Origin of the sequence: Roseovarius sp. MMSF_3298 (assembly GCF_030733705.1) — a bacterium.
GTDB lineage: Bacteria > Pseudomonadota > Alphaproteobacteria > Rhodobacterales > Rhodobacteraceae > Roseovarius > Roseovarius confluentis.
Genome location: NZ_JASHIN010000003.1, coordinates 145312 through 166176 on the forward strand (window position 1 = coordinate 145312; position 20865 = coordinate 166176).

Below are 20865 nucleotides of genomic sequence, written 5' to 3' on the forward strand. Positions count from 1 at the left end.
ATGCGCAGACTGATCCTTCCCTTTGCCACGCTCTTCGCTTCGCCCGCTATTGCCGAGAGCTTCGACCGGCCGATCCCGCAGGCCCAATCGGCCACCGCGGAATTCTGGTACGCGATGGCCTGCATCGCGCTCGTCGCGTCCATGATCGCGGTGCAGAAACTGGTGTCGCGCAGATGACCCGGCGAGGGTGGTCCACCTGGCGCATTGCCTTGGCGCTCTACCCGTTCGGGGCCGGGGCGGCGGCGGTCAACGTCTTCTTCGCCTCTCTGATCTTCAGCTGGATCGGTGGGCCGATCGCCTCGACGGCTTGGTCGCTGGGGCTGGGCTGTGTTATCGGGACACCCGCGACGTGGTATTTCGCTCGGCACATCCGTCACCTGATGGATATGGCCGACGGAGAGGAGGCGTCATGAAAATCGACATGCAGACTGGCCAGCCAACCATCGACGCGACCGACCTCGCCGGGCTGCTGGACCTGACCCCGGCCGATGTGCGCGACAGGATGCGCGACGGCCGGATTACAACGCGGCTGGAAACCGGCGCGGGGGACGACGCCGGAAAAATGCGGCTCAGCTTCTTTCACGGTAACTTGCGCGTGCGTCTGACCTGTTCCGAGGACGGAACGGTGCTCAAGACCCTGCGCACCAAAACGGACTCAAGATGATGGCTAAGACATCGGCAGAACAGATGCGGGCGTGGCAGGGGCCGGCGCTCTTCAGCTTCGGCTTTCGGCCCTTCTTCCTGTTCGGCGCGCTCTGGGTCGCGCTGGCGATGCTGTTGTGGCTGCCCGCCCTATCAGGGGCAATCAGCCTGCCGACGCGGTTCGACCCGGTGTCGTGGCATGCGCATGAATTCCTCTTCGGCTATCTCGGGGCGGTTCTGGCAGGGTTCCTGCTGACGGCGGTGCCGAACTGGACGGGACGGCTGCCGATGGTGGGCTGGTCGCTGGCGGTCCTCTTCGCACTCTGGGTTGCAGGGCGCGTGGCGGTGCTGATCTCGGGCCACTTGCCCGCAGCGGTCGCACCCGTCATCGACCTGTCCTTTCCGCTGGTGCTGGGCTGCCTGATCCTGCGCGAGATCGTGGCGGGCCGGAACTGGCGCAACCTGGTGGTGCTGGGCCTCCTGGCCGTCTTCTCGCTGGCCAACGGGATTTTCCATGTCGAGGCCCTTACGGGGGCTTATGCCGCGCAGGGGATCGGGCTGCGCCTTGGCCTTGCGACCGGCATCATGATGATCGCGGTAATCGGCGGGCGGATCATCCCTTCCTTCACCCGCAACTGGCTTGCCAAGGCGAATGATCCCGCGCGGCCCGCCCCGCCGATGCAACGTTTCGACAAGCTGGTATTGCTGGGAAGCATCGCCATCCTGACGCTTTGGGTCATCCGGCCCCTCGAGGTGCAAACCGGTGTCGCCCTGATCCTATTCGGCGGGTTGCACCTCGTCCGACAGGCTCGCTGGACGCCACTCCACACGCTGCAAGAGCCCCTGTTATGGGTGCTGCACGCAGCCTACCTGTTCATCCCCTTGGGTGCCCTTGCGCTCGGGCTTGATCAGATCATGGGCAATCCGGACACCGCCGGGGCGCAGCACGTCTGGATGGCCGGGGCCATCGGCGCGATGACCCTTGCCGTAATGACTCGCGCCAGCCTGGGCCACACCGGGCAGACACTCACCGGAAACCGGGCGACACTGGCGATCTACCTCTGCCTCTTCGGCTCGGTCCTGGCGCGCTACCTGGGAACCGTTCACCCGAGCATGACCCATTTGTCAGGGGCACTCTGGCTGGCTGCTTTCGCAGGCTTCGCGCTTGCCTACGGCCCATTGCTCCTGCGCCGCAAACCGGAGAAATAAAGATGGGATGGACTGGCTTCGCCGCCGTTTTCGCGGCATTCTTCCTGACGCACTCGATCCCCGTGCGCCCGGCCGTAAAGTCGCGCTTGGAGTGCAGGATCGGCACGCGCGGTTTCGGGCTTGCCTACTCGGCCCTGTCGATCGGGATGCTGGCTCTGCTGATCTGGTCCGCCGGCGAGGCACCCTACGTTCAGCTCTGGCCGCAGATGGAATGGCATCGCCATGCAGCGCATTTGGGCATGCTGGTGGTGTGTCTGGTCCTTGCGCTCAGCATCAGGCGGCCAAACCCGTTTTCCTTCGGCGGCGCGCGGAACGACAGGTTCGATCCCGACCGGCCCGGTATCGTGCGCTGGACGCGGCATCCCGTCCTGCTGGCATTGGCGATCTGGGCAGGTGTGCACCTTCTGCCGAACGGCGATCTTGCGCATGTCATCCTGTTCGGTGTGCTGGGCAGCTTCGCCCTTGCCGGGCGCCCTCTGATCGATCGGCGGAAACGACGGCTTCTTGGCGTGTCACGCTGGAAGGCGCTCGACTCGACCCGCAAGGCTGCTCCACCGTTTCACGCGCCGTACTCCTGGCCGAACCTGTTTTTCAGGTTTTTGATAGCTCTCGCCGCTTTCGCTGCTCTGCTGCTGGCGCATCCCTACGTGATCGGAGTTTCCGCTTCGTAAGCATAGGTGAGGCAAGCAGATAGGGCTGAATTGCGACCACATTATCCTGATGCGGTATCGGTAAGGAAACTCCGGATTTCCTTTCCGTCGTCAAGGCCGGGCTGCTCCTCCGCCTGAAGCTCCTCGGGTTCTGTCCAACCCGGTTCTATTCCAGTCATGTCGGGCAATTCGTGAGCGATCGCCTTACGGCAATCGATACAGGTTCTCTCTCCCGACAACAGGTACTGCGTGTGGATGTCCGCCTGCCTGCCAATCCACAAGGTTTTGATTTCATTCCTGGTGAATGTCAGCTTTCGTTTTTTGTGAGGAAGGGTATCGCTACTGCGGCGAAAGCCCGGAGTCCGCCCCATCCTGTTGAACCAGCACAAACGACCCCATCCCGACTTTGACACCGAGCCACACACTGGCCGGATCTGACTCGCAATTTGGAGCCACGTCGCCTTGGGCCAGCTTCGCGCGCACCCAGATGTCTCAATTATGGACGCCGATAGAGGGGCCGATTTGGCGCTTATTGACTCTCTGGAACCGCTCGAGCAAGAAACATGCCCTCGACCAGATGTCCCGCCGCCTCGACCAGCGCACGGGCGATTGGGGGCATCTCGGCCACCGCACGCGCGACATCATCCATGGCAACGCGCTTTGACATTTCTGGTGCGTCAAGCCGCACGAGGTGCTCACGGCCGATCAGAAGCCCGGCCTGGCCAAGTGCATTGTGTGACTGAGCGCGCATCGCGGAGAGATAGAACTGGTTGGCCCAGACAAGCTGGCCACCAATCCGATGCCACCACCGCATTCGATAGGTGTCCTGGCCACATCCAAGGCTCAGAAGCCTGATCTGTGTCCGGTCAATATCGAAACAGGTCGTAGCGTCGACAACTCCGACCATCGCCGGGTTGTTCGCCCATATTCCGCCATCAGCGAATACGTAGCCGTCTCGCTCAATCGCTGAGAAGTAAGTCGGCGCTGCCGCCGTGGAGAGCCCGACGTTGACCAGCTTTTCGAACTGGTCCTTCTTGTAGTCTGGATGGTGCGGTGTCTTGAAGATATAGGGCTCACCATAGCGCCCCTCGAAAGAAGGAATGCACGTCGGCACCTTCGCAGATCCCAAGAGCGCGTCCCCGAACTCGCGACGCAACTCGTTCTCGAGCCGGCGCCGGTCGTAAGGGTTCACGAACCACCGACCGAAATTGCGGAGCGAACGAGTCAGCCTGTTCCCGGGAAAGATGCGTTCACCGCGTTCAATGTAGAGCCTGGAGACCTCCTCGGCCGATTTCCCCTGCGCCAGCCCCAAGGCGATGATCCCTCCCGTTGATGTCCCCACAATCATGTCGAAGTGCTGCCCGATGGGTTCACCATCGAGAAACCGGTTTTCGATTTCGGCCAACATGAGACAAGGGAGAAGGCCGAGAATGCCACCACCGTCGATTGAGAGTATCTTGAAGGGTTTTCCCTCCGGCCACGGCTGAACCGGGCGGAGTGTCTGTCTGGTTCCATCGGAACGACGGGGTACTGTATGGTCGTAGGAGGCGTCAGGCGGCATTGTCTCGCTCTCCCCCATGCGCGTGACGACCGCCGCCGACCCACCGCCCAGTTGTTTCCCAGACCTCGTAGCAGGCCAGCCAACGGGCCGCCCACGGTATGGTATCTGCGATCAACATGGTGGGGTCCCACTCACGCGCCTGGGGATCGAACAAGCAAAGAGGCGACAGGCGGATGTCTGGCCCCTCGAAGTAGACATGGGGAAGGGGCGCCTCTTCGATCGCATCGAAGTTGAGGACGAGCGAAGGGCGCAACACCCGGACGACGGGCATGAACCTGGACATGGTGGTGTCGCCCGGACGAGGCAGTCCGTATTCGACACTGATGTGGAAGCTGCGTTCCAGCCCCTTCAAATCTCCGAACCAGACCAGCGACTGAGGCCCCATCCCGAGCGTGGCTCGAAACTGGGGCCACCTGCGGGCCATGGCCTTGGCCTGGGCCGAGAGCGACGTTGCGACAAGCCCGGTCTGGGGGCGAAGGGGACGCTTAGAGCCGAAGAAGGTGTTCGTCCTCGCCGCCGGCTTGGCCTTCGTTGACGCAGGCGCCGCGAGGATGCCGCCCGCTGCCCCAAGAGCGTGCGTGCCGCTCCGAACAAGATCGCCAGTTTCTTCCGCGAAGTCCTTCACGACGTCTCGGGCAACCGTTTCCCCGAACATCACCTCAAGGGCTGCGGTCCGATCTTTGAGCGAGCGGCTCTCGTCGAGAACCACTTCGAGTTGCCGGAGGAAAAGCTTCATATCCTTGATTAGGAGGTCCTGGTCGTGGCAGTCTTCGGGCCAACGATCCGTGAAGAATTCCCCACTGCAGCGCGGGTTCTCCACCACGATCAGCTCGCCCATACGTTTTGCAGAGAGGTGACGATCAAGAATGTGGGTGGCGGTAACACGGAGGTTCTCGCCGATCGTGCGTCCAGCTTCGGCCACTTCTACGGTCAGACAGCTGAACATCACGGAGGCGGGCATCCGCTTCCCTTTCCTGGGGATCCAGCGGATGTCCCGATTACGCTTCAACAGCTGCAACCCAACAGTGACGGCAGACTTGCCGCCTACTTCAGACGAATGCTCTGGAACGGGGACGGAATCGGCATCTTTCGCGATTACTTCGAACGCTTGATCCGCAGCCATGACCCTCTTCGCATATGCCTCCGCAAAAGTCTGATCGACGGGGCAAAGCGCGTTGTAGTGCTCAGCAAACGCGAAGCTGTTCATGAGCACGCAATAGTCGCTGGACCGAGGGTCCTCTGGTTTGGAATGGAAGATGCAGCTCCGGCGGGGATCGCCTGCCTCGAGCAAGACCGAGGGGGAGAGGTCGATGTGCATCCCGTCCGCGTAGTGAACCGTGACGCATCGGGTCTGCCGCGTCGTGCAGTCATGGTAGCGAGAGCCTTGTTCACCGCGGATCGCCTCGTAGAGGAGATCGAGCGCCTCGGACGGCCTGATGTCATTCAGCAGCAGCTCCACGATGATGTCGATGTCGAAGCCGACATTGCGATGCTTCGCCTTGATGGTCGCCCCAATCGCGACCGAGCCCTGCTGGTAGAAGATCCGGATGAGATCCTTGAGCGGACTACCATCCCGCTCAAGGTGCTTCTCGAGGGCCTGCTTTCGTTGGGTCATCAGAAAATGCTGGCTCGGGGGGAGTTCCAGCTTGATCGCCACGGCGGCCAGCAAGCGCTCGCCCAGTGAGTCGAGCGGGATGAAGGGGTGCTTCGGAAGTTGGTTCATGCTCGCCTCTCTTGCCGAATCATCAATGTTGACTGGTTCACCCCGACGTGATTCAACCGTCTCTTAGGTGAATATTAGTGTTTCATAGACTGGACAGTAACGGCGGCCCGCCCCGCTGTCCAGTCTATGAAACACTAATTGTCGTACATGCACTACTCAGGAGGTCAACATGGAGCTTGGAGACATAGGCAATCTTCTGGCGCGACGCAGGGGCAACATGGGCGTTCGCGCGGCGGCCAGGGAGATCGGGATTAGCCCTTCAACACTGTCACGCATAGAAAATGGCCATGTCCCGGACGTCGCGACACTCGAGAAGGTATGCGCTTGGCTGGGAGAGGACACATCGAAATTCACCGGGGTCGGCAACCTTCAGATTGCCTTCAAGAACAAGAAGGCGCTGCCTCCGCGGACGGCCCAATCTCTGGCGACGCTGATTGAGAAAGCAGCCGACCAGTTCGCGAAGGTCAACGCGAGGGGGCATTAGGTGGCGTTTCGGCGAGGGTTCAAATCGCAGTGCGAGCGGCGATCAGTCGAGTATCGCAAGCAGCTTGGAGTACATGCTACCGGGCCGCTGTCAGCCGATCGCTTGGCGGACCACTTGGGCATCACCGTGTGGTCGGTCAAAGAGATCGAAGATCTTGACGCAGAGAACCTCTCGGTTCTGACCAACGAGGCGGATGACTCTTGGGCTGCATTGACGATGCGCATGGGACCTTCGAACCTCGTTGTCTATAAGCCGGTCTCCTCGCCGGGCCGCAGGAACAACGTGATTATGCACGAACTGTCGCACATCATCCTGGGGCACGAACTCGCTCAGGCTTTCCTTATGGAAGATGGCTCGTTGGTGCCGGGAAACTTCGATCAGGACCAGGAATATGAGGCTGACTGGCTCGCCGGCACCTTATTGTTGCCTCGGCCTGCGCTACTCTCGATCCGATCCCAAAGGATTCCGGATGAAGTGGCGTGCGACCAGTATCTGGTCAGCCGGGAAATGCTGACTTGGCGGGCTCGAATGACAGGGGTGGATTACCAATTGTCTCGGAGGTAGCGGGGCTTCCCGTCTATTTCCACGGGTATCGCTGCCAAGGATGCACAGTGCGCCTATACCTTTTACCATCCCGCTCAACCGCTTAAGGTCCGTCTCGCTCCGGTCGCCGCATGAGCCCGGCGCTCGCAGCTTCCAACTCCTGGCTACTTCCTTCCACGGCGAAGGCCTCAGAACACTAAGCTATTTTTGTGTCGATCTCGGGATCTCCATTTTCGACCCGCGCAAGATTATGGGTGAATTGCGCAAACTTATGGGGATCGCGCATGAATATGCGCGATCCTACAGGTCTCAGAAATCTAGGTTTTCAACGCTCAGCGCGTTCTGCTGGATGAACTCGCGCCGCGGCTCCACTACGTCGCCCATCAGTTTGGTGAACAAGTCGTCGGCTTCCGCCACATCATCTACTTTCACCTTGAGAAGCGTGCGGGCCTCCGGGTCCAACGTTGTTTCCCACAATTGATCGGGGTTCATTTCGCCCAAGCCTTTGTAACGCTGCAGGGCAAGACCTTTCTCGCCCTCTTTCAAGATCGCATCCAACAGGTCGAGCGGACCATAAATGGCTTGTGACCGGTCCTTGCGATGCAATGTTGCTGGCTCGAAATAGATCTCGCGCAATCCTTTTGTCAGTTGGCCCAGACGCTTTGCCTCGCCACCACGCAATATCGGCCCATCCAGGGTGCGTACCTCTTCAACGCCCCGCAGTATACGGGTCAGGCGAATGCCATGATCCTGAGTTTGACGACCCTGCCAACCCCGCTCGTACTCAAGTGCGATCAGGTCTAAGCGTTTCGCCACGCTGTCCGCGACCGATTGGATATCTGCGTCCACGCGCCCTGGTTCGAACGCTTCCGCGATCGCTGCCTGCTCAAGGATGTGGCGGGGGTAATGCGTCGGAAAGGCCTCAAGGATGCGGGTTGCCTGCCGCGCCTCCTCGACCACGCGCACGAGGTCCTGCCCGATGATATCCTCGCCTGTTCCAAGCCGCAAAACCGCGTCTTCGGTTCCCTGCGCGATCAGGTAGTCTTCAAGCGCAGGCGTATCCTTGAGGTAGACCTCGGACTTTCCACGGCTCACTTTGAACAACGGCGGCTGCGCGATGTAGAGATAGCCGCCTTCGATCAACTCCGGCATTTGGCGGTAGAAGAATGTAAGCAGCAAAGTCCTGATATGCGCACCGTCCACATCGGCATCAGTCATGATGACAATCTTGTGGTAACGCAGTTTCGATATGTCGAACTCGTCGCGCCCGATGCCGGTGCCAAGTGCCATCACCAGGTTGCCGATCTCCTGGCTTGAAAGCATCCGGTCGAACCGAGCCCGTTCCACGTTAAGGATCTTGCCACGCAAGGGCAAAACCGCCTGCGTGGACCTATCCCGACCGGTCTGAGCCGATCCTCCAGCGCTGTCCCCCTCGACGAGAAAAACCTCTGTTTTGGAAGGGTCTTTCTCGGAACAATCCTTCAGCTTTCCGGCAAGATAGTTGACGTCGAGCGCGGTTTTTCGGCGCGTCAATTCCCGCGCCTTGCGCGCCGCCTCTCGGGCCATGGCTGCCTCCATGATCTTTCCAACGATCATCTTGGCTTCGTTCGGGTTCTCTTCAAACCACTCCGCCAGCTTTTCGTTCACCAAGCTTTCGACGGCCGGACGCACCTCGGAACTCACCAGCTTGTCCTTGGTCTGGCTCGAGAATTTCGGGTCAGGCACCTTGACCGACAGCACGCAGGTCAGACCCTCGCGCGCGTCATCCCCGGTGAAGGTGACCTTCTCTTTCTTCGCGATCCCTTTTTCGGCAGCGTACTTCTGCAAAACCCGTGTCAGTGCCCCGCGAAACCCGGCAATATGCGTACCCCCGTCGCGCTGCGGAATATTGTTCGTGAACGGCAAGACAGTCTCATGGTAGCTATCATTCCACCACATCGCGACCTCGACACCGATTTCGTCACGCTCTCCTGTGACAAATATCGGGTCAGTCATAAGCGGAGATTTGCTGCGATCGAGGTAGCGCACGAATTCCTGCACGCCGCCATCGTAATGCAACTCCGTTTCCAGCGGTTCAGCCGGACGCTCATCACGCAGGATGATGCGCACGCCGGAGTTCAAAAACGCCAGTTCTCGCAGACGCTTTTCCAAAGTGTCGAAGCTGTAATCAAGGTTCGAAAATGTATCGAGTGACGCCAGAAACCTCACTTCGGTCCCGCGTTTTCCTGCGGCGTCACCGACCACTTCCAGATGCTTGGCCGTCTCGCCCTTCTCGAACCGCGCTACATGTTCTTTGCCGCTTCGCCAGACGCGCAATTCCAGCCAGTCCGACAATGCGTTGACAACCGATACGCCCACTCCATGCAAGCCCCCGGAAACCTTGTAGGAATTGCTGTCGAATTTGCCCCCGGCGTGCAGTTGGGTCATGATGACCTCGGCGGCGGAAACGCCCTCTTCCTCGTGCATTTCCACGGGAATGCCACGGCCATTGTCGCTGACCGATACAGAACTATCCTTGTGAATACAGACAGTTACGTGGTCCGCATGCCCGGCGAGGGCCTCGTCGATACCATTGTCGACAACCTCGTAGACCATGTGATGCAAGCCCGACCCGTCGTCGGTGTCGCCGATATACATGCCAGGGCGCTTGCGAACAGCTTCCAACCCCTTGAGAACCTTGATAGATTCGGCACCATATTCTTCGGGGGACGCGGCGGCTTCTGCCATGCAGATTATCCTTCGTTCAGTTTCATATTTTATACGATTCTCAGCGGGGAATGTCACGCGATAGACACAAGATTTTGTGTTTAACGATCAGGATCTTAATATCGGTATCGTGTCGGTATCCGGGTCGCATCGCGTCGGTGTCATTTTCCCGATTTCAGCGGGCATTCACGATCGACGCCGCATCATCCTCCGTCACCTCGAAAACCTGCGCACGCTCGCCCAGTTCCGAGAACAGCTCTGGCCCCGTTCCCGTCATCCACGCCTGCGCCCCCAAGGCACAGACCTCATCGTAAAGCGACACCCGCCGCGCCGCGTCCAGGTGCGCCGCGACCTCGTCCAAGAGCAGGATCGGCGGTGCGCCAAAGTCCCGGGCCAGCGCCCGCGCGTTCGCGAGAATCAGCGACACAAGCAAAGCTTTCTGTTCGCCTGTCGAGCAGTCCGCGGCCGGAACCCCCTTGGCCGCGTAGACGCCATAGAGGTCCGCCCGGTGCGGCCCGACAAGCGTTCGCCCGGCCGCTATGTCGCGAAAGCGGCTTTCGGACAGGGCATCGCGGAAATCGGACTCGGTGCCGGGCATCTCCCCTTCGGTCATAGTCAGTTCCAACTCCGCGACCGGGAAAGCGGTCTCGGCTTGCGCCTGCGCCTCTGCCAATTGCTCCAGCGCGGCGACGCGGTTCGCATGGATCGCCGTCCCCGCCTCGGCCATCTGCCGCTCCAGCGCCACGTACCAATGCCCGTCCCGCACCTGGTCCTTCAGAAGGCGGTTGCGCTCGCGCATGGCCTTCTCATACGCCAGCGTCGCGTCGGCATGAGAGGGCGTGAAGCTGAGCGTCATGCGGTCCAGGAACCGCCTCCGCCCTTCGGCTCCCTCGATCCACAGCCGGTCCATGGACGGGATCAGCCACAATACCCGGGCAATCCGCCCCAGTGCCACCTGCGACGCGGTCTTGCCGTCGATCCTGAGCTGCCGCGCGCCGCCTTCTTCGGACCAGGTCTCGACTTCGTGGACCTGGTGCATCGACCGCAGAACGCCGGTCAGCTTCCAGCCGATTGCATCCGGCCGCCGTGCCATGTCCTGTGCCGCGGCCCGGCGCAAACCGCGTCCGGGTGAAAAGAGCGAGACCGCTTCGAGAATATTGGTCTTGCCCGCCCCGTTCGGACCGTAGAGCGCGACAGGTCGTGCGTCCGCATCGATCCGCACGCCCTTGTGCGACCGGAAATGCGACAGGCTGAGCGAAGACAGGTACAATCCGGCCATTCACGCCCTTTTCCTCTGGCCAAAAATATCCCCGCCGGAGGCACCGACGGGCGTCACACGCGCATCGGCATGACGACATAGACCGCCGAGGTGTCATTGCCTTCGCGCATCAGCGTGGGATCACCCGAGGAGTTGAACATGAAGACGGCGTTTTCACGATCGACCTGGCTGGCGATTTCCAGCAGGTACTTGGCGTTGAACCCGATTTCCAGTCGCTCGTCGCCATAGGCCACAGCCAGTTCTTCTTCGGCGGCGCCACTGTCGGGCGCGTTGACAGACAGGATCAGGCGGTCTTCGTCCAGCGCCAGCTTCACCGCGCGGGAGCGTTCGGAACTGACGGTGGCGACACGGTCGACGGCTTGGGCAAACTCGCTGGCGTCGACCTCCATCTTGCGGGTGTTGCCCTGCGGGATGACGCGCGTGTAATCGGGGAACGTGCCGTCGATTACCTTGGAAGTGAGCGTGATATTGGGCGTGGCAAAGCGCACCTTGGTTTCGCTGACCGACACCGCGATGGCCATGTCATCATCGTCCAGAAGCTTGCGCAGCTCGCCCACGGTCTTGCGCGGAACAATCACGCCCGGCATGTCCTCGGCGCCGTCGGGCAGGTCGGCGTCGATCCGGGCCAGCCGGTGACCGTCGGTCGCGACGCAGCGCAGCACCTTGCCGCCCTCGGCGTCCGATACGTGCATGTAGACGCCGTTGAGGTAATAGCGTGTCTCTTCCGTCGAGATCGCGAATTTCGACTTGTCGAAGAGCCGGCGCAGCACCGGAGCCTTGGCCGAGAAATTGCAGGAATATTCCGACGAGGCCATCACCGGGAAATCTTCCTTGGGCAGGGTCGCCAGAGAGAAGTTCGAGCGTCCCGCCTCGACCGTCAGGCGCCCCGAGGCACCATCGTCGGTCAACGTCACCAGTGCCCCGTCGGGCAGCTTTCGCACAATCTCATGCAGGGTCACGGCGGAAACAGTCGTGGCGCCCGCGCGCTCGACCTGGGCCGGGGCCTTGTCGACGACCTCGATATCCAGATCCGTGGCGCGGAAATGCACCGCATCGCCCTCGGCCTCGATCAGCACGTTGGCGAGGATCGGAATCGTGTTGCGCCGTTCGACGACGGACTGGGCCTGCGAGACCGCCTTGAGCAGCGTTCCGCGTTCGATGCTGAGTTTCATGCCCTCGCTCCCTGCGTGCGTGCCTCTGCCGGGCACTGGGACCGGCACGTTAGCAAGTTTCGCCTTATGCTCAAGCCTTTTATTGCCCCTCAGCCCTCGAGCGCGCGGCGCAGAATCCTGAGGTCTTCGGCGAGTTGCCCGTCCTGCGCGCTGAGTTCTTCGATCCGGCGCACGCCATGCATCACCGTGGTGTGATCCCGGCCGCCAAACCGCCGGCCAATTTCAGGAAGAGACCGCGAGGTCAGTTGCTTGCACAGGAACATCGCGATCTGTCTGGGGCGGGCAAAAGTGCGGACTCTTTTCGGCCCGACCATATCGCTCAAACGAATGTTGAAATGCTCCGAGACGTGGCGCTGTATCTCTTCGATCGAAACCTTCCGCTCGGACGCGCGCAGGATATCCGCAAGGCAGTCTTGGGCCAGTTCCATCGTGATCTGGTGACCGACCAGCGAGGCAAAGGCGTAAAGCCGCGTCAGCGCGCCTTCGAGGACACGCACGTTGGTCGAGATGCGATGCGCGAGGAATTCCAGCACCCCATCGGCCATTTCGAGGCTCGGATACTGCTCGGCAAAGCGGTCCGCCTTGGACTGAAGGATTCCAAGCCGCAACTCGTAGTCGGTGGGATGCAGGTCCACCACCAGGCCGCATTGCAGGCGCGACTTGATGCGCTCTTCCAGGTTTTGGATCTCCCCCGGGGCGCGGTCGGCTGAAATGACGATCTGCTTGTTCTGATCCACGAGCGCGTTGAACGTGTGAAAGAATTCTTCCTGCGTGCTGTCCTTGCCGGCGATGAACTGAACGTCGTCGACCATCAGCACGTCGACCGAGCGGAAAAGCTCCTTGAAATCCATCATGCGGCGGTCCCGCAATGCCTGCACAAAGCGGTACATGAACTGCTCTGCGGACAGATAGAGCACGTTCAGCTCTGGCTGCGCTGCCTGAAGCTCCCAGGCGATGGCATGCATGAGGTGTGTCTTGCCAAGGCCGACGCCGCCATAGAGGAAAAGCGGGTTGAAGGTGACCGGGCCGCCCTCGGCCACACGCTTGGCCGCGGCATGAGCAAGCTCGTTGGGCTTGCCCACCACGAAACGATCAAAGGTGAAGCGCTCATCCAGCGGCGCGGAAGACAGAACGTCGTCGGTCAAACGGCGCGCCGGAGCCGCGGAGGGCGTGGCTTTCGTTGTTTCCGATGCGTTGGTTACGGTCGCTTGCGGCTTCTGGGAGGAATTCGCCGCGACCTGGAAATCGATCCGGCGGATAGAGGGGGCGTAGCCGTTCACCTTGAACAGGATCAGCTCGCCGAAATTGCGGGACACGTAATTGCCCTGGAAGGTCGTCGGAACCTTGAAGGTCACAACGTCATCGTTGATCGCCGTCAGTTCCAGCGGCTCGATCCAGTTGGTGAAGTTGTTCTTGCCGATTGTCTTGAGCAGGTCTTGCTTGATCTGGCCCCATTGATCACTTGTCATTTTTATCCCGTTCCGCGGTCTTATCGTTTCCATCCAGCACGCCCCCGATTGGCATACCCCTTACAATTGCGTTCGCGGTTCGGTCGGCAATAGGCAAACGACAACCCATCACCCGACACGGAGTACCGGGAGAAAAGCCGTTTGGCCTGTATCTGAGCGCCACCCAGCGCTGGCCCTGTCTCGTCCCCACAAGCGTGGACCAAGCCGCATGGATCGCGCCAATCCGTTGGACAATATGGCTCCCGACATCGGTCGGATACACCGGCATGATCAGAGCAGTTGATCCGTGTCCGGTGCGAGCGCCTGTCCCCCCAAGCGTGAATCGCTCTGGCAAATTAGCAATTGAGTCAGCGAGACGGCAACTGATCTTAGCGCTTGACTCGGTCTTTGCCGCGAAAAAGTCACACGAACCCGAGTCGTTCATAGCCATAAAAAAAAGGTGCCGCGCGATTCGGCACCTTTTCCTTCAATAGCTTAGGGCCGTGGCTCAGCCGAGCGATTTCACCCGCGAAGACAGGCGCGCCATTTTCCGTGAAGCGGTGTTTTTATGAAACACTCCCTTCGATACGCCCCGCATCAGTTCGGGCTGAGCGGCACGGAGCGCATTTTGTGCAGCTTCCTTGTCGCCGGAGGCGATGGCTTCCTCGACTTTGCGCAGGAAGGTGCGAATCCGCGAGCGGCGCGCTTTGTTGACACTGAGGCGGCGGGCGTTCTGGCGCGCGCGCTTCTTGGACTGGAGAGTATTGGCCATGTTGTGAACCTTTTCGGGTCTGTCATTTCGTTTCAGATGTGCACGAGGTCGAGCCCGTTCCGGCAGGCCAAGGGCCGGAATGATTCTGGCCAGAGCGGGCCGCACGCGCATGTATGGCGCAGGCGTATAGCCGCAAATGCCGCGAAAGCAAACAGCAAAGTTCCACATATCCGGCCCTGTGCCCGCAAAGCGCCTTCAGCCTGCCTCCAGCAGCGCGGCCGCCAGATCCTCGGCCCCCGGTGCGGCGGTCAGGACGAGGGCCTTGCCCGTAGGGACCGCGATGTCGAACGGACAGACAAGTTGGCCTGCATCCAGCGCGGTTTGTACCAGCACACGGTGCGCCATCAACACGCCTGCACCCGCACGCGCCTCTTCCAATGCCATTGCGTAAAGAGAAAAGGACGCGCTGCCGAAATCGCCGGGAAGCGTCACCCCAGCCTGCGTGGCCCAGAGCGACCAATCCTCGGGCCAGGCCGCGTCGACAAGCAGGGTCTGCGCCGCAAGGTCATCCGGCGTTCGGATCTTGCGCGCCAGTGCCGGGGCGCAGACCGGGAAAATTTCGTCGCGGGCGAGCACGTGCTGCGCCTCGAGTTTGCCTGGCACTGCGATGAACAGGCTGAGATCGAACATGTCCCGCGACAGGTTGGGCGGCGTTTCGAGTGCCGTCACGGACATGCGCGCCTCTGGCCGAACCGCGCGCAGCGACGGCAACCGCGGCGCCAGCCAAAGCTGGGCGACGGAGGGCAGCGCCGCGATCTGAACCGTCTTGGCCGGGGCGACACCGCGCAAGGCCCGCGTGGCGTGACCAAGCTGGTCGAAAGCGGCCGTGAATTTCGGCAACAGGCTGGACCCGGCCTTGGTCAGGCGCACACCGTGAGAACGGCGCTCGAACAGCGGTGTTCCGGCCCAGTCTTCCAGCGTCTTGATGTGCTGCGACACCGCGCCCGGCGTCACGCACAGTTCTTCCGCCGCCAGAGCGAATCCGCCCAGTCGGGCGGCGGCCTCGAACGCGCGCAGCGCATTGAGCGGCGGACCCTTGGGGCGGGGAGGCGACACGGGCACTTAAACTAGCCTTAGTTTTTCTAACCTCATTATTCCTTATTCTGCTTTGCGCCCAGCGTCGAGCCTCGGCATGATCCCGGGCAGATCAATCGGAGTACCGACCATGACCCTTGCCCATCGCGACTGGGTGCCCGCCCCCAGCGAAACGCTTGTTCAGACCATCGCCACGCGGACGGCGTCGCAGGACAGCGAAACCATCGCGGCGCGGATCGCGACCCTTGCCGAGGAAAATCGCAAGATCCACGAACGCGACTGTTTCAACCTTAACCCGGCCACAAACGTGATGAACCCACGGGCCGAAGCCCTGTTATCGTCCGGCATCGGCTCGCGCCCGTCGCTGGGCTATCCCGGCGACAAGTACGAGATGGGGCTGGAGGCGATCGAAGAGATCGAGGTTGTCGCCGCCGAGCTGGTTGCCGAGATCTTTCAGGCGCGGTTTTCCGAGATCCGCGTGGCCTCGGGCGCGATGGCGAATCTCTATGCCTTCATGGCGACGTGCAAACCGGGCGACACGATCATCGCGCCCCCGGCCACGATCGGCGGGCACGTGACGCATCACATTGACGGCTGCGCCGGGCTGTTCGGGTTGCGCACCGTGCCGGCGCCGGTCAACCCCGATGGCTACACGCTGGACATAGACGCGCTGCGCACGATGGCAGAGCAGGAAAAGCCCGCGCTGATCACCGTGGGCGGCTCGCTGAACCTGTTCGAACATCCCGTCGCGGAGGTTCGAGCCATTGCCGACGGCGTGGGCGCGAAGGTCATGTTCGACGCGGCCCACCAATGCGGGATCATCGCCGGGCGCGCGTGGAAGAACCCGTTGGCCGAAGGCGCGCACCTGATGACGATGAGCACCTACAAGAGCCTGGGCGGCCCGGCAGGCGGCGTGATCGTCACCAACGAGGCAGAGTTGGCAGCACGTCTGGACGCCATCGCCTTTCCGGGCATGACCGCGAACTTCGATGCTGCCAAGTCGGCGGCCCTCGCCGTCTCGATGCTGGACTGGCGCGAACATGGACCAGCCTATGCGCAGGTGATGATCGACCTGTCCAAGGCGTTGGCAGAATCCTTGGCCGCCAATGGCGTTCCGGTTTTCAACACGCCCAACGGATACACCAATTCGCACCAGTTCGCGATCGAGGCAGCAAGTTTCGGCGGTGGTCAGGCCGCGTCAAAGACCTTGCGCAAAGCCGGCTTCCTGGCTTGCGGGATCGGCCTGCCCATCGCGGAGGTTCCGGGCGACATGAACGGGTTGCGCATCGGCACGCCAGAATTGGTGCGATGGGGTGTCACGGCCCAAGACGCTCCGGCGCTTGCCGCGTTGATCCACGAAGGCCTGACCAAAGATCCAGAGGCGGTCGCGCCGCGTACTCAGTCAATGCGCAAGCGGTTCGACACGCTGCATTTCGTGATCTGAAATCGAGCGGGGGCAGACAGGCCCCTGCCCCTCACTTGTCGCGGAACTGCGCTTCGCGTTTCTCGGCAAAGGCGGCCATGCCTTCCTTCTGGTCCTCGGTCGCGAAGAGCGAGTGGAACACGCGGCGCTCGAACAACAGACCCTCGGCCAAAGGCACCTCGTAAGAACGATTGACCGCTTCCTTGACCGCCATGACGGTGATCATGGACTTCTCGGCGATCTTGCCTGCGGCGGCCATGGCCTCTTCCACAAGCTTCTTGGCCGGAACGACGCGGCTGACAAGGCCCGAACGGTCAGCTTCTTCGGCATCCATGAAGCGGCCCGTCAGGTTCATGTCCATGGATTTCGACTTGCCGATGAAACGGGTAAGGCGCTGGCTGCCGCCCATCCCGGCCATCACGCCGAGGTTGATCTCGGGCTGGCCGAACTTGGCGTTGTCTGCGGCGATGATGAAGTCGCACATCATGGCAAGCTCGCACCCGCCGCCCAACGCATAGCCCGACACGGCGGCGATGATCGGTTTGCGGATGCGCACGATGGCGTCCGCCTCGGGGCCAAAGAGGTTGCCGGCGAAGACGTCCACGAAGGACTTTTCCGACATCATCTTGATGTCCGCGCCGGCGGCGAAAGCCTTTTCCGAGCCGGTGATGACGATGCAGCGCACCTTGTCGTTGCCTTCGGCATCCTGCAACGCATCGACAAGTTCGCCCAGCAACTGATCGTTGAGGGCATTCAGGGCATCGGGGCGGTTGAGGGTGATTTTGGCGACGTGGTCTTCTACTTCGACGATGATCGTCTCATAGGCCATGAAATCTGCTTTCGCTTGTTTCTGTCAGATTTGAGTCATTACCATTTGGGTCAGTCGGATCAAGGTTATCTTTGGCAGGTCGCGCAATAGAAGCTCGACCGGCCCGATTGAACGACGCGGCGCACATTTCCCGGGCAGCCGGGGCGGCGGCAGGGGGCGCCTACGCGGTCGTAGACGTCGAAGCTGTGCTGAAAATATCCAAGTTCGCCATCGGCTTGGCGGAAATCGCGCAACGAAGACCCACCAGCGAGAATCGCGTCGTTCAGCACGGCGCGGATGATCGGCACCAGTGCCGCGACCCGCTTGGCCGAGATTCGTCCGGCGCGGCGCAGGGGCGAGATGCCGGCCCGGAAGAGCGCCTCGCAGACGTAGATATTGCCCAGCCCCGCCACGATTCGTTGATCCAGCAGGGCCGATTTGATCGGCGTGTTCTTATCCTGCAGCGCTGCGACGAGATAAGGCTCGTCGAACTGGTTGCCCAAGGGCTCGGGGCCCAGTTTGGCCAGCAGGGGATGCGCCTCGGCGTTGTCGGTGGCCATCAGGTCCATCGCGCCGAAGCGGCGCGGGTCGTTGAAAGTGATGCGGGCGCCGTTGGCCATGTCGAGCACCACGTGGTCATGTTTCTCCGCCGCGGGATGATCGTGCACGAACTGCCCCAGCGGAGCTCCCGAGATCAGGATGCGGCCGGACATGCCAAGGTGGATCAACAGCGTCTCGCCCGAGGACAGGTCGGCAAGGATGTATTTCGACCGCCGCCGCAGACCCAGGACACGCTGTCCGGTCAGCCGCGTGGCCATGCCCGGCGGAAAGGGCCAGCGCAGGTCCGGGCGGTTGACCTGTGCCGACGCGATCACGGCACCGGTCATCGCGGGCTCCAGCCCGCGGCGCACTGTCTCGACCTCTGGCAATTCCGGCATTCTGCCCCCTCTGCGACCAAACGGGCGCATTGTAACCCGCCCCCGGCGACCTATAAGAAGGACTTGAGGATCAAACGGCAAGGCCGCGGGGATAAATGACCGGGAAAACAACGCATTTCGGATACGAGGACATCCCCGAGGAGGAAAAGGCGGGCCGCGTGCGCGGCGTGTTCGGCTCGGTCGCGTCGAAATACGACGTGATGAACGACGCGATGTCCTTCGGCATCCACCGCGTCTGGAAAGACGCGATGATGGACTGGCTGGCGCCGCGCGCGGGCCAGCGCCTGCTGGACGTGGCGGGTGGCACCGGGGACATCGCCTTTCGGTTCCTCGAACGCGCCGGGTCGGGCCACGCCACGGTTCTGGACCTGACCGAACCAATGCTGGTCGAAGGCCGCAAGCGCGCCGAGGCGGAACAGATGGCCGAAAGCCTTGACTGGGTGGTGGGCGACGCGATGGCGCTGCCCTTTGCCGACAACAGTTTCGATGTCTACACGATCAGTTTCGGTATCCGGAACGTCACTCGACCGCAGGAGGCCCTGAACGAAGCCTTTCGCGTGCTGAAACCCGGCGGGCGGCTGATGGTGCTGGAGTTCAGCCAGATCCCGAACGACCTGATGCAGAAGGTCTATGACCTGTATTCCTTCAACATCATTCCGCAGATGGGCAAGGCCATCGCCGGGGATCGCGACAGCTATCAGTACCTTGTTGAGTCGATCCGCAAGTTCCCCGACCAGGAAACGTTCTTGGGCATGGTGCGGCAAGCCGGGTTCGAGCAGGCCAAGTACCGCAACCTGAGCATGGGAATAGCCTGCCTGCATTCCGGCTGGAAGATCTGAGCCATGCGCGGACCGCACAACATCCTGCGCCTGATCCGCACGGGCGCCACGCTGGAACGCACCGGCGCCATGGGCCTGATCATGGATGCGATGGACGCGCCGCCGCTGGTGCGCGGCACCATGCGATTCCTGGCCTGGCCGTTTCAATGGCTGGGCTACAAGGGCGACACCAATATGCCGCCCGCGCTACGCGCGCTGACCGCGCTGGGCCCGGCCTATATCAAGTTCGGGCAGGTATTCTCGACCCGGCCCGACATCGTCGGTGATGCGCTGGCCCAGGAGTTGCGGGTGTTGCAGGACAAGCTGCCGCCTTTCGATGCGGAGGTGGCCAAGGCCAGTGTCGCCAGCTCGATGGGTCAGCCGGTCGATGCCGTTTTCTCGGAGTTCAGCGACCCGATTGCCGCCGCGTCGATCGCGCAGGTGCACAAGGCGCGGCTGCGAGACACTGGACAGGACGTGGCGGTCAAGGTGCTGCGCCCGGGAATCGAGCGGGCCTTTCGCCGGGACATCGACGCGTTCTATTTCGCGGCGCGCATGATCGAGGTGCTGTCTCCGTCCGCGCGCCGCCTGAAACCGCGCGACGTGATCGCCCATTTCGAGGGCGTGGTTAACGGAGAACTCGACCTGCGTCTCGAAGCGGCCTCTGCCAGCGAGTTCACCGCCAATACCGCCGAGGATGAAGGCTTCAGCCTGCCGGCCGTCAACTGGGATATGTCCGGGCGGCGCGTGATGGTGATGGAATGGGCCGACGGGGCGCCGATGGGCGACAACGCCGCCATAGACGCCGCCGGCCACGACCGGGCGGAGCTTGGCGAACGGGTGCTGCAACTGTTCCTGAAACACGCCCTGCGAGACGGTTTTTTTCACGCCGACATGCACCAGGGCAACCTGAAGGTCGCGCCGAACGGCGATATCATCGCCTATGATTTCGGGATCATGGGGCATATCGACGAATACACCCGCCGGGTCTATGCCGAGATCCTCTATGGCTTTATCAAGCGCGATTACCAGCGTGTCGCCGAAGTGCATTTCGAGGCCGGCTACGTCCCCCCCGACCGCGACGTGGACGACTTTGCCCGTGCGCTGAGAGCCGTCGGCGAGCCGATTTTCGGCATGGATGCCTCTAAGATCTCGATGGGCGGGCTGTTAAGCTATCTATTTGAAGTGACAGAAAGATTCGGGATGGAGACCCGCACCGAGCTTATCCTTCTGCAACGCACGATGGTCGTTGTCGAGGGTGTCGCGCGAAGCCTGAACCCGCAGACCAACATCTGGCAGGTCGCCAAGCCCGTGGTCGAGGATTACATCCGCAAGAACCTCGGCCCCGGCGCCGCGGTGCGCGACCTGCGCCGCACGCTGATGGTGCTGTCGCGGTATGGGCCGCGCCTGCCCAAGATAGTCGAAAGCGCGTTGATCCGCCAATCGTCGCCCGAACCGGAGCCAACGCGCGGCCTGCGCTGGAAATCCGTGCTATGGCTGGGTATGGGCATCACGCTTGGTGCCATGGCAACTTTGCTGGCAACGATGTTTTTCTGAAGACGTGGTTTTGATGTGACTCCTGCTATCTATCGAATGACACAACGCTTCGGGCGGTGTCGGAATCACATGTGCTTGGCTAACGTCGACGGGACGT

The 20865-nt window shown here is 61.6% G+C and carries 20 protein-coding genes; 10 read left to right on the forward strand and 10 right to left on the reverse strand.

The window, feature by feature from the left end:
• From RBB18_RS04400 to RBB18_RS04420, 5 genes are read left to right on the forward strand one after another with little or no spacing between them, the layout of a single operon-like run.
• Complete coding sequence (locus RBB18_RS04400) at positions 1–177, forward strand: protein NnrT (protein ID WP_306110330.1); 177 nt, start codon at positions 1–3, stop codon at positions 175–177.
• Complete coding sequence (locus tag RBB18_RS04405) at positions 174–413, forward strand: NnrT protein (protein WP_306110331.1); 240 nt, start codon at positions 174–176, stop codon at positions 411–413. The genes RBB18_RS04400 and RBB18_RS04405 overlap by 4 nt, the downstream gene beginning before the upstream one ends.
• Complete coding sequence (locus RBB18_RS04410; protein WP_306110332.1) at positions 410–664, forward strand: DUF6522 family protein; 255 nt, start codon at positions 410–412, stop codon at positions 662–664. Before RBB18_RS04405 ends, RBB18_RS04410 begins: the two co-directional genes overlap by 4 nt.
• Entirely contained in the window at positions 664–1851 is a 1188-nt protein-coding gene (locus RBB18_RS04415; protein WP_306110333.1) for an NnrS family protein, read from the forward strand. Before RBB18_RS04410 ends, RBB18_RS04415 begins: the two co-directional genes overlap by 1 nt.
• Before the next feature lie 2 nt (positions 1852–1853).
• Positions 1854–2522, forward strand: a complete 669-nt coding sequence (locus RBB18_RS04420) for an NnrU family protein (RefSeq protein WP_306110334.1) — start codon at positions 1854–1856, stop codon at positions 2520–2522.
• A 508-nt stretch (positions 2523–3030) separates the two neighbouring features.
• On the opposite strand, the gene RBB18_RS04425 is transcribed toward RBB18_RS04420, so the two are convergent.
• Positions 3031–4062 carry a CBASS cGAMP-activated phospholipase gene (locus RBB18_RS04425; RefSeq protein WP_306110335.1) on the reverse strand — a complete coding sequence of 344 codons (1032 nt, stop codon included), beginning with the start codon at positions 4060–4062 and terminating at the stop codon, positions 3031–3033.
• Entirely contained in the window at positions 4052–5785 is a 1734-nt protein-coding gene (locus tag RBB18_RS04430) for a nucleotidyltransferase (protein ID WP_306110336.1), read from the reverse strand. Before RBB18_RS04430 ends, RBB18_RS04425 begins: the two co-directional genes overlap by 11 nt.
• A gap of 169 nt (positions 5786–5954) precedes the next feature.
• On the opposite strand from RBB18_RS04430, the gene RBB18_RS04435 reads away from it, so the two are divergent.
• Both RBB18_RS04435 and RBB18_RS04440 read left to right on the forward strand, forming a co-directional pair.
• Entirely contained in the window at positions 5955–6269 is a 315-nt protein-coding gene (locus RBB18_RS04435; protein ID WP_306110337.1) for a helix-turn-helix domain-containing protein, read from the forward strand.
• Between the two features lie 114 nt (positions 6270–6383).
• Positions 6384–6833 (forward strand): ImmA/IrrE family metallo-endopeptidase, encoded by a 450-nt coding sequence (locus tag RBB18_RS04440; protein WP_306110338.1) that lies wholly within the window; start codon positions 6384–6386, stop codon positions 6831–6833.
• A gap of 288 nt (positions 6834–7121) precedes the next feature.
• On the opposite strand, the gene gyrB is transcribed toward RBB18_RS04440, so the two are convergent.
• From gyrB to RBB18_RS04470, 6 genes are all read right to left on the reverse strand, one after another.
• On the reverse strand, positions 7122–9539 hold the full coding sequence (gyrB, locus tag RBB18_RS04445; RefSeq protein ID WP_103762680.1) for a DNA topoisomerase (ATP-hydrolyzing) subunit B: 2418 nt from the start codon (positions 9537–9539) through the stop codon (positions 7122–7124).
• A gap of 154 nt (positions 9540–9693) precedes the next feature.
• Positions 9694–10797, reverse strand: coding sequence for a DNA replication/repair protein RecF (recF, locus tag RBB18_RS04450; protein ID WP_306110339.1), 1104 nt, complete (start codon positions 10795–10797; stop codon positions 9694–9696).
• A gap of 53 nt (positions 10798–10850) precedes the next feature.
• Positions 10851–11969 carry a DNA polymerase III subunit beta gene (gene dnaN, locus RBB18_RS04455; protein WP_103762678.1) on the reverse strand — a complete coding sequence of 373 codons (1119 nt, stop codon included), beginning with the start codon at positions 11967–11969 and terminating at the stop codon, positions 10851–10853.
• Positions 11970–12058: 89 nt separating this feature from the next.
• Entirely contained in the window at positions 12059–13438 is a 1380-nt protein-coding gene (gene dnaA / locus RBB18_RS04460; RefSeq protein ID WP_306110340.1) for a chromosomal replication initiator protein DnaA, read from the reverse strand.
• A 487-nt stretch (positions 13439–13925) separates the two neighbouring features.
• A complete protein-coding gene (rpsT, locus tag RBB18_RS04465) occupies positions 13926–14189 on the reverse strand; it encodes a 30S ribosomal protein S20 (protein ID WP_103762677.1) in 264 nt (87 codons plus the stop codon).
• A gap of 195 nt (positions 14190–14384) precedes the next feature.
• Complete coding sequence (locus tag RBB18_RS04470) at positions 14385–15251, reverse strand: LysR family transcriptional regulator (RefSeq protein WP_274592809.1); 867 nt, start codon at positions 15249–15251, stop codon at positions 14385–14387.
• Between the two features lie 103 nt (positions 15252–15354).
• On the opposite strand from RBB18_RS04470, the gene glyA reads away from it, so the two are divergent.
• Positions 15355–16668, forward strand: coding sequence for a serine hydroxymethyltransferase (gene glyA / locus RBB18_RS04475; RefSeq protein ID WP_306110341.1), 1314 nt, complete (start codon positions 15355–15357; stop codon positions 16666–16668).
• A gap of 31 nt (positions 16669–16699) precedes the next feature.
• Here the strand turns inward: glyA and RBB18_RS04480 are convergent, their stop codons facing one another.
• A complete protein-coding gene (locus RBB18_RS04480; RefSeq protein ID WP_103762674.1) occupies positions 16700–17476 on the reverse strand; it encodes an enoyl-CoA hydratase in 777 nt (258 codons plus the stop codon).
• 65 nt (positions 17477–17541) lie between these two features.
• Positions 17542–18393 (reverse strand): bifunctional DNA-formamidopyrimidine glycosylase/DNA-(apurinic or apyrimidinic site) lyase, encoded by an 852-nt coding sequence (gene mutM / locus RBB18_RS04485; RefSeq protein WP_306110342.1) that lies wholly within the window; start codon positions 18391–18393, stop codon positions 17542–17544.
• Between the two features lie 95 nt (positions 18394–18488).
• On the opposite strand from mutM, the gene ubiE reads away from it, so the two are divergent.
• Both ubiE and ubiB read left to right on the forward strand, forming a co-directional pair.
• On the forward strand, positions 18489–19232 hold the full coding sequence (gene ubiE / locus RBB18_RS04490) for a bifunctional demethylmenaquinone methyltransferase/2-methoxy-6-polyprenyl-1,4-benzoquinol methylase UbiE (RefSeq protein WP_103762672.1): 744 nt from the start codon (positions 18489–18491) through the stop codon (positions 19230–19232).
• 3 nt (positions 19233–19235) lie between these two features.
• A complete protein-coding gene (ubiB, locus tag RBB18_RS04495; protein WP_306110343.1) occupies positions 19236–20768 on the forward strand; it encodes a 2-polyprenylphenol 6-hydroxylase in 1533 nt (510 codons plus the stop codon).
• Positions 20769–20865 lie beyond the last annotated feature (97 nt).